General features: G+C 71.5%; 11 protein-coding genes. 6 read left to right on the top strand and 5 right to left on the bottom strand.

Going from position 1 to position 13,112, the window contains the following annotated elements; genetic code table 11:
• The first annotated feature begins 30 nt into the window (after positions 1 to 30).
• Positions 31 to 1,035, top strand: coding sequence for a BtrH N-terminal domain-containing protein (locus ABZY45_RS11290; RefSeq protein ID WP_356738431.1), 1,005 nt, complete (start codon positions 31 to 33; stop codon positions 1,033 to 1,035).
• Between the two features lie 23 nt (positions 1,036 to 1,058).
• On the opposite strand, the gene trxA is transcribed toward ABZY45_RS11290, so the two are convergent.
• Together trxA and ABZY45_RS11280 are read right to left on the bottom strand one after the other, a co-directional pair.
• Positions 1,059 to 1,403: a thioredoxin gene (trxA, locus tag ABZY45_RS11285; RefSeq protein ID WP_356738429.1), complete on the bottom strand. Its 345-nt coding sequence runs from the start codon at positions 1,401 to 1,403 to the stop codon at positions 1,059 to 1,061.
• Positions 1,400 to 1,816 (bottom strand): MerR family transcriptional regulator, encoded by a 417-nt coding sequence (locus ABZY45_RS11280; RefSeq protein ID WP_356738427.1) that lies wholly within the window; start codon positions 1,814 to 1,816, stop codon positions 1,400 to 1,402. Before ABZY45_RS11280 ends, trxA begins: the two co-directional genes overlap by 4 nt.
• A 179-nt stretch (positions 1,817 to 1,995) precedes the next feature.
• On the opposite strand from ABZY45_RS11280, the gene ABZY45_RS11275 reads away from it, so the two are divergent.
• Positions 1,996 to 3,456, top strand: coding sequence for a glycoside hydrolase family 16 protein (locus tag ABZY45_RS11275; protein ID WP_356738425.1), 1,461 nt, complete (start codon positions 1,996 to 1,998; stop codon positions 3,454 to 3,456).
• A 17-nt stretch (positions 3,457 to 3,473) separates the two neighbouring features.
• Here the strand turns inward: ABZY45_RS11275 and ABZY45_RS11270 are convergent, their stop codons facing one another.
• Together ABZY45_RS11270 and ABZY45_RS11265 are read right to left on the bottom strand one after the other, a co-directional pair.
• Positions 3,474 to 4,715, bottom strand: a complete 1,242-nt coding sequence (locus ABZY45_RS11270) for a hypothetical protein (RefSeq protein ID WP_356738423.1) — start codon at positions 4,713 to 4,715, stop codon at positions 3,474 to 3,476.
• A 208-nt stretch (positions 4,716 to 4,923) separates the two neighbouring features.
• Positions 4,924 to 6,291 carry a cation:dicarboxylase symporter family transporter gene (locus tag ABZY45_RS11265; RefSeq protein WP_356738421.1) on the bottom strand — a complete coding sequence of 456 codons (1,368 nt, stop codon included), beginning with the start codon at positions 6,289 to 6,291 and terminating at the stop codon, positions 4,924 to 4,926.
• A gap of 154 nt (positions 6,292 to 6,445) precedes the next feature.
• On the opposite strand from ABZY45_RS11265, the gene ABZY45_RS11260 reads away from it, so the two are divergent.
• From ABZY45_RS11260 to ABZY45_RS11250, 3 genes are all read left to right on the top strand, one after another.
• Positions 6,446 to 8,101: a sensor histidine kinase gene (locus ABZY45_RS11260; RefSeq protein ID WP_356738419.1), complete on the top strand. Its 1,656-nt coding sequence runs from the start codon at positions 6,446 to 6,448 to the stop codon at positions 8,099 to 8,101.
• Positions 8,098 to 8,772: a response regulator gene (locus ABZY45_RS11255; RefSeq protein WP_356738417.1), complete on the top strand. Its 675-nt coding sequence runs from the start codon at positions 8,098 to 8,100 to the stop codon at positions 8,770 to 8,772. Before ABZY45_RS11260 ends, ABZY45_RS11255 begins: the two co-directional genes overlap by 4 nt.
• 165 nt (positions 8,773 to 8,937) lie before the next feature.
• On the top strand, positions 8,938 to 9,561 hold the full coding sequence (locus ABZY45_RS11250; protein ID WP_356738785.1) for a helix-turn-helix transcriptional regulator: 624 nt from the start codon (positions 8,938 to 8,940) through the stop codon (positions 9,559 to 9,561).
• Positions 9,562 to 9,768: 207 nt separating this feature from the next.
• Here the strand turns inward: ABZY45_RS11250 and ABZY45_RS11245 are convergent, their stop codons facing one another.
• A complete protein-coding gene (locus ABZY45_RS11245) occupies positions 9,769 to 10,794 on the bottom strand; it encodes an ATP-dependent 6-phosphofructokinase (RefSeq protein ID WP_356738415.1) in 1,026 nt (341 codons plus the stop codon).
• 244 nt (positions 10,795 to 11,038) lie between these two features.
• On the opposite strand from ABZY45_RS11245, the gene pta reads away from it, so the two are divergent.
• The gene (gene pta, locus ABZY45_RS11240) at positions 11,039 to 13,111 is read left to right on the top strand and encodes a phosphate acetyltransferase (RefSeq protein WP_356738413.1); all 2,073 of its coding nucleotides are present in this window, start codon (positions 11,039 to 11,041) and stop codon (positions 13,109 to 13,111) included.
• Position 13,112 lies beyond the last annotated feature (1 nt).

Below are 13,112 nucleotides of genomic sequence, written 5' to 3'. Positions count from 1 at the left end.
TGTGGGTCGGGTCGACCGGAAGGGCAGGGCATGGCCACGGTGAAGGGCATCGACACCCGCGGTACGCAGCACTGCGAGACGACCGCTCTGGGGGTGCTGCTGCGGCACGAGGGACTCGATCTGTCCGAACCGATGCTCTTCGGCCTCGGCTCCGGCCTGTCCTTCGTCTACTGGGACGGCAAGAACCTGGACTTCCCGTTCCTCGGAGGACGGGTCCGCCCCTTCGAACTCACCAGGAATCTGGCCGGCCGGCTCGGGCTGGACCTCCAGGTTCAGGAGACCACGTCTCCTCGCAGGGCATGGGCGAACGTGACGGCCCACATCGACGCGGGCCGCCCCGTCGGACTTCAGCTCGACAGCGCGCACCTGGACTACTTCGGGTCGAAGGTGCACTTCGGCGGTCATGTCGTCGCCCTGTACGGCTACGACGGCCACAGGGCCCACCTGGTGGACACCGCCCCGCACGGCGGAGCCGTGTCCACCGACCTGGCCGGCCTGGCCCGGGCCAGAGCCGCGCGGGGTCCGATGACGGCGAGGCACCGGTCCTTCACCCTCACGGCTCCGGGGACCATGCCGCCCCCGGAGAGCCGGATCGTTCCCGCCGTCACCGCCTGCGCCGCGGCCTTCCTCGCCCCGCCCATCGCCAACCTGGGTCACCGTGGCATCGAGAAGGCGGGCAAACTGGTGCCCACATGGCTCCGGCGGACGGACGACCCGCGGCGGGACCTGCCGCAGGCCGCCTTCCTGATGGAGGAGGCCGGCACCGGCGGCGCGCTGTTCCGCAACCTCTACCGGGACTTCCTCGCCGAGTGCACGCAGCTGGTCGACGACGAGCATCTGCGCACCGGGCACGCGCTGTACACCGAGGCGGCCACCTTGTGGACACAAGCCGCGGCCCTGATCGCCGCAGCCGGTGAGTCGGGCGACGAGCAGGACCTCGTACGGGCAGGCGCCGTGCTGCGTGACGTGTCACGCGTCGAGCGCGACGCCATGCGGGCGCTGGTCCGGCTGGAAGACGGGAGGGCGCCCGCGTAGGGCTCCGTCCCGCGCCTGCCGGCTCAGACCGCCGCGGGCAGTACGTCCTCCAGCTCCTGGAGCAGCCGGCGCTTGGGCCGGGCGCCGACCATGGACTTCACCGGTTCACCGTCCTGGAAGACCATCAGCGTCGGCATCGACAGCACCGCGTAGCGGCTCGTGACGGCCGGGTTGTGGTCCACGTCGATCTGGACGATCTTGAGGCGGCCCGCCTCCTCCCTTGCGATCGCGCCGAGCACGGGGGCGAGCTGGCGGCAGGGCCCGCACCAGTCGGCCGTGAATTCGACCAGGACAGGCAGGCCGGCTCCCAGCACCTCCGTGTCGAACGTCGTGTCGGTGACCTCTGCGACACCTTCCACATGGATCATCTGTCGTCCTCCCAGTTCAGTTCGCATCGTGGTTCGGGGCCGCCCGGCAGCTCGGCGGAGGCCTCCAGCTCGGCGCGCGCGAGCTGTGCGCCGACCTCCGTACGCACCGACCGCAGTTGGCCGATGAGCGCGTCCAGCTCGCCGAGCTTGCGCCGGTAGACGGCGAGCGAGGCGGGGCAGGAGTCGCCGGCCGGGTGGCCGGCGCGCAGGCAGTCGACGAAGGGACGTGTCTCCTCCAGGTCGAACCCGAAATCCTGGAGGGTCCGGATCTGCTGGATCAGCCGCAGGTCGCTCTCGTCGTACGTGCGGTAGCCGTTCTCCGCCCGGCGGGCGTGCAGCAGGCCCCGTGACTCGTAGTACCGAAGCGTCCGTGCCGTCGTCCCGGCGCGTTCGGCCAGTTCCCCGATTCGCATACCGCGACCGTAATCCTTGACGCCGACGTCAAGGCAAGCCGTGCAGCAGGGGCCGAAGTGCCCGCGTTTTCCGGAAGTTGAACGGCCGGGGCCATTGACGGGCGCCCCGAGTGCAACTAAATAACTCTGAGAGCGCTCTCAAAAGTACCTTCCCGGCACCGTCCCCACCGGAGGTCCCCTTGCGTACGAGCCGCACCATCCCTCACAGACGAACGACGGTCCTCGCCGTCCTCACCGCCCTGGCCCTCGTCCTCGCCGGAGTTCTCACCGTCGCCGGTTCCGGGTCCGCCCGGGGTGACGTACCGAGCACGCCCGGCTGGAACCTCCAGTGGAGCGACGACTTCAACGGCGCGAACGGCAGCCTGCCGTCCTCCACGAACTGGCAGATAGACACGGGCCACGGCTACCCCGGAGGCCCGGGCAACTGGGGCACCGGAGAGATCCAGAACTACACCTCCAGCCCCGACAACGTCAGCCTCGACGGCAGCGGCAACCTCCGCATCACCCCGCTCCGCGACGGTGCGGGCAACTGGACCTCCGGCCGCATCGAGACCAAGCGGGCCGACTTCAAGGCCCCGGCCGGCGGCACCCTGCGCATCGAGGGCCGCGTCCAGATGCCGAACGTGACCGGCAACGCGGCCCTGGGCTACTGGCCGGCGTTCTGGGCGCTCGGCTCCCCGTACCGGGGCAACTACTGGAACTGGCCGGGCATCGGCGAGTTCGACATCATGGAGAACGTCAACGGGATCAACTCCGTCTGGGGCGTGCTCCACTGCGGGGTCAACCCGGGCGGCCCCTGCAACGAGACCACCGGACTCGGCAACAGCCGCACCTGCCCGGGCTCCAGCTGCCAGTCCGCGTTCCACACCTACCGCTTCGAGTGGGACCGCGCCGTCACCCCCAACGCCCTGCGCTGGTACGTCGACGGGGAGCTCTTCCACAGCATCACCCAGAGCCAGCTGGACGCCACGACGTGGGCGAACATGACCGACCACGCCGGCTACTTCCTCCTGCTGAACCTCGCCATCGGCGGGGCGTTCCCGAACGCCCTCGGCGGCTCCACCCCGACAGCCGAGACCGTGCCCGGCCGGCCCATGCTCGTCGACTACGTGGGTGTCTGGACCAAGGGCGGCAGCGGGACGACCGACCCGCCCACGAACCCGCCCACCGGCTCCTCCACCCTCGTCCTGCGCAGCGGCGGAGGCCTCGGGGCAGCCCAGTCCGCCGCCTCCTCGGTGACGGTCGCCTCGGCCGGCGGGGGCAACTACGACGGCACCCCGCACAGCCCGCAGACCTTCACCGCCACGGGCCTGACCCGGACGTACGACGGCGGCTCGACCCAATTCGACCTGTTCACGGACTCGGGCACCACCATCGCCAACGGCCAGCAGGTCAGGGTGAGTTACGACCGTACGGGCGACGGGACCTGGGACCGCACGGAGACCTGGAACTACTTCGCCACCGATCCCGTCAACGGGTACGAGCACTACACGCAGGCCAAGGGGCTCAAGGCCTCCACCGGGAGCCACGGCAACCTCGTGAACGGCACGGTGAAGGTGGAGGTCTGGAACGCCATCGGCAACGGACCGAGCACCGTGGGGGTCGGCAACCAGTCGGCCATCCACATCCCGTTCGGCTGACGGGGCGTGACGGGGCGTCAGGACGTCGTGAGGTAACAGGTGTAATCGCCTGTCACCGTCGTCTTCGCCCCGCCTCGACCCATGCTGAATCTGCTGCCCACCTGGGAGGAACCGACGAGACCGAAGCCCTGAGCGTACGCGCCGCCGCGCTGCCAGTCCTCCGGCGCGGCGGCCAGCGCCCGCGCGCACTCCACCCTGGCGTACGAGTCACCGTTCGCGATGTCCTGCCTGCCGGGGAGCACCCGGTCCACCTTGACCTGGGCCAGCACCCGCAGGTCGTGCCGGTCCGCGCACTCCACGGGCCGGACGACCGTCGTGGAACCGAGTCCCGTATCGCCGGTGGTGGCGCACCGGCCGTCGTCGAGCGCACCGATCGGGGCCAGCACCTTGCCCGCGTCCTCGACGGGACGCCCGCCGGCGTCCGGCCCCTTGCCCTTCACCGGTTCACCGAACGCGCTGAGCGCGTACGAGGCGCGCAGCTGCTTCACCTCGGGGAGGACCCTCTGCTCATGGAGCCTGGCCAGGACGGGGCCGAGGTCGGCGGTCGCCGATGCCAGCCTCCCCTCCGCGTCCAGGCGCACGGTGAGCTGGACGGGCTTTGTGCCCCAGTCCCGCTGGAGGCTCTGCAGGTCCCGGGGGAGCAGCTCGGCGGCGACCTCGGGGAGCGCGGTCACCCGGTAGACGCGGCTGCCGTCCTCCCGGCGCTCTGGCTTCTCCCGTGGGATCACCCGCGGCACCAGGTCGGCGAGGGTCCCGCTGTACGGGGCCGTGTCACCGGCGGCGTGCGCGGCGATCACACCGGTGGTCTCGCCGAGCTCGTTGACCGCTTCGGGGGTGTAGCGCAGCCAGGCGGCGTCGCCGTTCCGGACGTAGACGTCGTCCGCGGCGGTGGCCACGGTCTGCCTCCCTTCCGGGGCGGATCTCCGCAGGAACTCCAGGTCCTGCGCCGGGAAGTGGCGTCCCGCAGTCAGGCCCAGCGTCGCGAGGGACGTGCCTCGCCCGTAGTCCTGGCTCCCCTTCGCCTCGTGGACGGCGTCGCCACCGGCCGCCCCGTAGACCAGCGTCGACACGAACGCGGCGGTGCCCGCGTCGCGCGTGGCGTCCGTCGCGGCCTGGAACTGCTCGGCGAGCGGCAGCCCGTAGACAGCCTCCCCCGGCTCGGGCCGGTCCTCGGCGGCGCACCCGGCGGCGCCGACGACGGCCGGCAGCAGCAGTGCGACCGTGGCTCTCCAGTGTCGTCCGGTCCTCAGCGTCCCCACCCCTTGTCTCTGGTCAGGACACCCGTCGCGCCTGGTCAGGACAGTGATACTGCGCGGGACGGCGGCCGGGCGCCAGCACGGAATGATCACGTCCTCGGACCGGCGCGTCCGGGTGTCCGGAGAGGCGGGCACGGGGTCCGTGCGGTCACACGCGGGCGGCCGGTACGGGGATCCCGTACCGGCCGCCCGGTCATGCGTCAGGCCCTCGTCACACCTTCACGAGCGAGGGCTGCTCCTCGCCGCCGTCCCTGGCGTCGGGGACGTGCGGCTCGCCGCCGTGGACGTCGTCCGTCATCGTCTTCTCGTCGAACGGGAGCGCGCCGGAGAGGACCTGGTCCACCCGCTCGCGGTCGATCTCCTTGGTCCAGGTGCCGACCAGCACGGTGGCCACCGCGTTGCCCGCGAAGTTCGTCAGGGCGCGGGCCTCGCTCATGAACCGGTCGATGCCGACGATCAGGCCGACGCCGTCGACCAGTTCGGGGCGGTGCGACTGGAGGCCGCCGGCGAGGGTGGCCAGACCGGCGCCGGTGACGCCCGCCGCGCCCTTCGAGGCGATGACCATGAAGACCAGCAGGGAGATCTGCTCGCCGACGGTCAGCGGGTCACCGGTGGCGTTGGCGATGAACAGCGAGGCCATCGTGAGGTAGATCGCGGTGCCGTCGAGGTTGAAGGAGTAGCCGGTCGGCACGGTGATGCCGACGACGGGCTTGCTGACGCCCATGTGCTCCATCTTCGCGATCAGCCGCGGCAGGGCCGACTCGGACGACGAGGTGGAGAGGATCAGCAGGAACTCACGGCCCAGGTACTTCAGCAGCGTGAAGATGTTGACCCCGGCCACCAGGCGCAGGATCGCGCCCAGGATCAGGAACACGAAGAGCGCGCAGGTGACGTAGAAGCCGATCATGATGATCGCGAGGGACTTCAGCGCGTCCACGCCCGTCTCGCCGACCACCGCGGCCATCGCGCCGAAGGCTCCGACCGGCGCGGCCCACATGATCATGGCGAGGATGCGGAAGACGAGGCGCTGGATGTGGCCGATGCCCCGGATGACCGGCTCGCCGGCCGAGCCCATGGCCTGGAGCGCGAAGCCCGCGAGCAGGGCGATCAGCAGGGTCTGGAGGACCTCGCCCTCGGTGAACGCCGAGACCATGGTGGTGGGGATGATGCCGAGCAGGAAGTCCACGGTGGACTCACTGGCGCCCGAGGCCTGCTCCTCACCGGCGGCGCGGGCCGCCTCGGTGAGGTGGAGGCTGGAGCCGGGCTCCAGGAGGTTGCCGACGACGAGGCCGATGGCCAGGGCGACGGTCGACATGACCAGGAAGTAGCCGAGGGCCAGACCACCGACGGCGCCGACCTTGGCGGCCTTCCGTACGGAGCCGACGCCCAGCACGATCGTGCAGAAGATGATGGGCGAGATCATCATCTTGATGAGGTTGACGAAGCCGGTGCCGATCGGCTTGAGCTCCACGGCGAAGTCGGGAGCCACGAGGCCCACCGTGATGCCCAGCACCACGGCGGCGATCACGGCCAGGTAGAGATAGTGGGTGCGGTCCCGTCGTGCGGCTTTCTCTGCCACGGGGGTCTCCTCGGGTGTGCGGCGGCTCCCCGTCCCTGGGGGCTTCGGTGACTATCCACTTCCCTGTGACGGCCGTCACCCTTGCGTTCATATCGTTCACGGACGCTTATCGGCCACCTTGGGCCGGTGGTCGCCGACAGGCAGACTGGGTGCCATGCGTCTGCCCCGTACCGTCCCCCGCAGCCTGGCCGGCCAGCTGTTCGCGATGCAGGCCCTGCTCGTGGCCGCGGTCGTCGCGGGGTGCGCGCTCTTCACCTACGCCTCCGGCCGGTCCCAGGCGGAGGAGACCGCGGCGCGCCAGGTGCGGGCGGCCGCCCTCGCCATGGCCGGATCGCCGTCGGTGCGGGAGGCGATCCGTACCCCCGACCCCTCCGCCGTACTCCAGCCGTACGCGGAGCGGGTGCGCGAGGACACCGGGATCGCCTTCGTCACGATCATGGATCCGCAGGGGGTCCGCTGGACCCACCCGGACCGCGCCGAGATCGGCAGGAGCTTCATCGGGCACACGGAGCGCGCGTTGCTCGGCGAGACCTTCGAGGAGACCTACACCGGCACGCTGGGCCCCTCGATACGCGTGGTGACACCGGTCCACGACGGCGGCAGGATCGTCGGCATGGTCAGCGCGGGAATCACCGTGGAGCGGGTGTCCACACAGGTACGGGAACAGCTCGGCGCGCTGGGGACGGCGGCGGGCGCCGCGCTGCTGATCGGCGCGTTCGGGACGTACGTGATCAACGCCAGGCTGCGGCGGCACACCCACGGGATGAACGCCCGGGAGCTGAGCCGGATGCACACCTACCACGAGGCCACACTGCACGCGGTGCGCGAGGGGCTGCTGATGCTGGACGGGCAGCGCCGGGTCGCCCTGATCAACGACGCGGGCCGGGACCTGCTGGGGCTGGCGCCCGGATCGGTCGGGCGCCGGATCGACGAGCTCGCGCTTCCGGCACCGCTGACCGGGGCGCTCCTCGCGTCCGAGCCGCGGGTGGACGAGGTCCATCTGACGGCGGACCGGGTGATCGTCGTCAACACCAGCCCGGTGGTCGGCGGTGAGCGGCGCGGCACGGTGGTGACCCTGCGGGACCACACGGAGCTCCAGGCGCTGTCGGGGGAGCTGGACTCGGAGCGCGGCTTCACCCAGGCACTGCGCTCTCAGGCGCACGAGGCGGCGAACCGGCTGCACACCGTGGTCTCGCTGATCGAGCTGGGCCGGGTCGACGAGGCCGTGGAGTTCGCGACGGCCGAGCTGGAACTGGCACAGGTGCTCACCGACCGGGTGGTGGGGGCGGTGGCCGAACCGGTGCTGGCCGCGCTGCTGCTCGGCAAGGCGGCGCAGGCCAACGAGCGCGGTGTGGAGCTGGTGCTCGCGCGGGACAGCATGATCGACGACGGGGCCCTGCCGCGGTCGCTGGCCGCCCGGGACCTGGTCACGATTCTCGGGAACCTGATCGACAACGCGGTGGACGCCGCGTCCGAGGCGGGTCAGGGCGACGGCGGGGCCGTCCCGGCGCAGCGCACGGCGACACGGGCCCTGGTCACCGTGACGGCGCGGACGGACGAGGGCGAGCTGCTGCTGCGGGTGGCGGACACGGGCGGGGGGATCGGCCCCGACGACGCGGACGAGGTGTTCGGCCGGGGCTGGACAACCCGCGGGGCGGGCCGCGGCCTGGGCCTGGCGCTCGTGCGGCAGGCCGTCCACCGCAACGGCGGCACGGTGACGCTCGGCCGGGCGGCGGACGGGGGCGCGGAGTTCACGGTGCGAATCCCCGTGGACACCCGGGCGGCGAGAGCCGAGGTGGTGACGCCATGATCCGCGTCCTGGTAGTGGAGGACGATCCGGTGGCCGCCGACGCCCATCAGCTGTACGTGGACCGGGTGCCGGGCTTCGAGGTGGCAGCCGTGGCTCACTCCCGGGCCGAGGCCGTGCGGGCCCTGGACCGGACGGCGGTGGACCTGCTGCTCCTCGACCTCTATCTGCCCGACGGCCACGGCCTGCAACTGCTCCGGTCGCTGCGGGCGGCCGGCCACGGCGCCGACGTCATCGCCGTGACGTCGGCGCGGGACCTGGCGGTGGTACGGGAGGGCGTGTCGCTCGGGGTCGTGCAGTACGTGCTGAAGCCGTTCACCTACCCCACCCTCCGGGACCGGCTCGTGCGCTATGCCGAGTTCCGGGCGGCGGCCGGTGAGGCGAGCGGCCAGGAGGAGGTGGACCGGGCGCTGGGCGCCCTGCGGGTCGCGGACCCGGCCACGCTGCCCAAGGGCCTGAGCGGACCGACGCTGGAGGCGGTGACCGGGGCGTTGCGGGAGGCACGCGAGGGGCTGACCGCGACGGCCGCCGGGCAGGAGCTGGGGATGTCGCGGATCACGGCACGCCGCTATCTGGAGCATCTGGTGACGGCGGGCCGGGCGGAACGGCGGCCCAGCTACGGTCAGGTCGGCCGGCCCGAGCTGCACTACCGCTGGGTGGCCGAAACCCGATGATCGAGCGGGCTCGGCCTGAAGGGCCCCGCTAGGAGGATCGTACGAAGGGTGAACTGATAGGAACAGCCTGTAGCCAGGGTGTTCCCCGCCTTCTACGGTGGGGCCGTGCACCCCACCCCGCCCTTCAACGCCCCCGCCGCGCGCCGCTTGCGCGAGGCGCTGGGAATGGCTCCCGGACATGTTGCGTACGGGCTCGGCGCCCAGTACGGACTCCAGATCACGGCAGAGACCGTGATGGCCTGGGAGCGTGGTACGGCCCTGCCCGGCGAACGCGAACTGATGGCTCTGGCCGGGGTGCTGTGGTGCGCTCCTGGTGAACTCCTTTCCTCCGCGGGCACGTTGCGCGAGCACCGGCTCGCGCAGGACATCGCCGTGGACGAACTGGCCCGGAAGCTGGGGATGTCGGCCGCGGCGTACCAGCGGATCGAGGAGTCGGGCCGCTGGCGGGGCAACGAGCGGCAGGCCGTGGCGCTCTGCGACGCGCTGGGCATGTCCGCGGCGCAGTTCCTGACGGCCACCGGCCGGAACGAGGAGTTGAAGGACCTGCTGACGCGGGCGGTGACGACCCGCTGGCAGGCGTACGTACGGCCGGTGGACAAGCTCGTACCGCTGGACCGCATCCTCCTCCAGAACGTGCTGGAGCAACTGCACGCCGACTACCAGGCCCTGATGGTGTCGACGCTGAGCTGGAACACCGCGGGCCGGGACCGTGACGGGACGGCGGGCGACGCGGGGCGGGAGTACCTGGGCCGGGTCGTCGAGGAGTTCTGGCGGACGGCCGGCATCTGAGGCCGTCTCCCTGACAGGTCCGGCCCGGCGCGTCCGGCGTGCTCCAGGGCACTGGGACATGTCCCGGACAGGGTCGAGCCCTGTTCGACAGGGCCGCACGCTCAGGAGTGGATTGCGGCAACACCTCGGGGGGACGCCGGCGGCCCCGGCCGTCCCCGGGGGGACGGCGGGGCCGCTGTGCCGTCGGACAGGGTTGCGGCGGCGGGATCAGAAGACCGACTCGGCCTCGTACATCCGGTCGCTGGGGACGGTCTTCAGACGGGTCACGGCGTCCGCGAGCGGGGCCATCACGATGTCGGTCCCGCGCAGCGCCGTCATGCGGCCGAAGTCGCCGCGGTGGACGGCCTCCACCGCGTTCCACCCGAACCGGGTGGCGAGCACCCGGTCGTACGCCGTCGGGGTGCCCCCGCGCTGCACATGGCCGAGAATGACCGGCCGGGCTTCCTTGCCCAGGCGGAGTTCGAGCTCCGCGGCCAGACGGTTGCCGATGCCCTTGAAGCGCTCGTGTCCGAACTGGTCGATCTCGCCCTTGGCGTACGGCATCGAGCCCTCGGCCGGGTGCGCGCCCTCGGCGACGCAGATGACGGCGAACTTCTTGCCGCGCGCGAAGCGTTCCTCGACCATCTTGACCAGGTCGTCGACCTGGAAGGGCCGCTCGGGCAGACAGATCCCGTGGGCGCCGCCGGCCATGCCGGACTCCAGGGCGATCCAGCCCGCGTGGCGGCCCATGACCTCGACGACCATGACCCGCTGGTGCGACTCGGCCGTGGTCTTGAGGCGGTCTATGGCCTCGGTCGCGACGCCCACGGCGGTGTCGAAGCCGAAGGTCCGGTCGGTGGCCGAGATGTCGTTGTCGATCGTCTTCGGGACGCCCACGACGGGCATCCCGGCGTCGGAGAGCATGCGGGCCGCGGTGAGCGTGCCCTCGCCGCCGATCGGGATCAGCGCGTCGATGCCGTAACGGAGGGACAGCTCCGCGCAGTTCTCGGCGGCCTCGCGCAGCCGGTCGCGCTCCAGCCGTGCCGAGCCGAGGATCGTGCCGCCGCGGGCCAGGATGCCGCTGACGGCGTTCAGGTCGAGAGGCCGGAAATGGCCGTCGAGCAGCCCCTTGAAGCCGTCCTCGAAGCCGATGACCTCATCGCCGTGGCCCACCACGGCGCGGTGCACGACCGACCGGATCACGGCGTTCAGGCCTGGGCAGTCGCCGCCTGCGGTGAGAATTCCGATGCGCATCCTGCTCTGTCTCCTGCTCGCTAGTGCCATGCATTCCGGGGACCCGTCGAGAAACCCCCGTACCGTGAGCCACGACGATTGTCCCACGCCGGGCCCCGCCCCCGCGCTTCCGGCCTCGCCCGCACAGGGCCGTCAGGGGTTCGGGGGCGGCCCGTACCGGGCATACGGTCCGGCGGGCGGCATACCTGCCCCGGTAGGTATCGTCAAGAGGACAATGCCAGCCAAACAGGACGGGAGACCACGCGTGACGCGCAGTGTGTACGTGACCGGGATCGACCGGGGAGACGGCCGCCAGGTCGTCGACCTGGGAGTCATGGAGCTACTGACGCGTCAGGTGGACCGGGTCGGCGTCTTCCGGCCGCTCGTCCATGACGGGCCCGACCGGCTGTTCGAACTGCTGCGGGCGCGCTACCGCCTCTCGCAGAGCCCGGAGACCGTGTTCGGCGTGGACTACCAGGAGGCGTCCGCGGTCCAGGCGGAGAAGGGCACCGACGAGCTGGTGTCCCTGCTCGTCGAGCGCTTCCACCGGGTGGCCCGCGACTACGAGGTCGTCCTGGTCCTCGGAAGCGACTTCGCCGCCACCCAGCTCCCCGACGAGCTGGCACTGAACGCCCGGCTCGCCAACGAGTTCGGCGCCTCGGTCATCGCGGTGGTCGGCGGCAAGGACCAGGACGCCGAGTCCGTGCGCGCCGAGACGCGCAACGCCTACCGGGCGTACGCCGGCCTCGGCTGCGACGTCCTGGCGATGATCGTGAACCGGGTGGCTTCCGACGACCGGGAGGCCATCGCCGAACGGCTGCGGAACCAGCTGCCGGTCCCCTGCTCGGTGCTGCCGGACGACCCGGCGCTCTCCGCGCCCACCGTCGCCCAGATCACGGCAGCACTGGGCGGAACGGTTCTCCTGGGCGACGACTCGGGTCTCGCCAGGGACGCCCTGGACTTCGTCTTCGGCGGCGCGATGCTGCCGAACCTCCTCAAGGCCCTTACCCCGGGCTGCATGGTCGTCACCCCCGGCGACCGCGCGGACCTGGTCATCGGTTCGCTCGCGGCGCACAGCGCCGGCACGCCGCCCATCGCCGGCCTCCTGCTCACCCTGAACGAGCGCCCCGGCGAGGAGATACTCCGGCTGGCGGCCCGCCTCGCACCGGGCACACCGGTCATCGCCGTGGCCGGCGGATCCTTCCCCACAGCGGGTGAACTCTTCGCCCTCGAAGGCAAGTTGAATGCCGCGACCCCCCGTAAGGCGGAGACCGCCCTCGGTCTCTTCGAGCGCCACGTGGACACCGGCGCGCTGCTGGAGCGGATCTCGGTGGCCCGCAGCGGCCGGGTCACCCCGATGATGTTCGAGCACGAACTGCTGGAGCAGGCCCGCTCCGACCGGCGCCGGGTCGTGCTGCCCGAGGGCACGGAGGAGCGCGTCCTGCGCGCCGCGGACGTCCTGCTGCGCCGCGACGTCTGCGACCTGACCCTGCTCGGGGACACCGACGTCATCCGCAAGAAGGCCGCCGACCTGGGCATCGACCTCGGAGAGACCCTGATCGTCGACCCGCAGACCTCGGAGCTGCGCCAGAGCTTCGCCGAGCGGTACGCCGAGTTGCGCGCGCACCGCGGAGTGACGGTGGAGCTGGCCTACGACGTCGTCTCGGACGTCAACTACTTCGGCACCCTGATGGTCCAGGAGGGCCACGCGGACGGCATGGTCTCCGGCTCGGTGCATTCCACCGCCGCGACGATCCGCCCGGCGTTCGAGATCATCAAGACGAAGCCGGACGCCTCGATCGTCTCCTCCGTCTTCTTCATGTGCCTCGCCGACAAGGTCCTGGTCTACGGCGACTGCGCGGTCAACCCGGATCCGGACGCGGAACAGCTCGCGGACATCGCGGTGCAGTCGGCGGCCACCGCTTCCCGCTTCGGCGTGGAGCCCCGGATCGCGATGCTCTCGTACTCGACGGGCACCTCCGGCACCGGCGCCGACGTCGACAAGGTGCGGGAGGCCACGGAGCGGGTACGCGCCGCGCGTCCGGACCTGATGATCGAGGGCCCGATCCAGTACGACGCGGCGGTCGAGCCGTCCGTCGCGGCGACCAAGCTGCCGGCGTCGGAGGTGGCGGGCCGGGCGACCGTGCTGATCTTCCCCGACCTCAACACCGGCAACAACACATACAAGGCGGTCCAGCGCTCGGCCGGCGCGGTCGCGGTCGGCCCGGTCATGCAGGGACTCCGCAAGCCGGTCAACGACCTGTCGCGCGGCGCCCTGGTCCAGGACATCGTCACCACGGTGGCCATCACGGCGATCCAGGCGCAGGGCGAGGAATGAC

Source organism: Streptomyces sp. NPDC006516, from assembly GCF_040611875.1.
Classification (GTDB): Bacteria; Actinomycetota; Actinomycetes; order Streptomycetales; family Streptomycetaceae; genus Streptomyces.
Note: the sequence above shows the minus strand (reverse complement) of the source record. Positions and strands in the feature narration are given on the sequence as shown.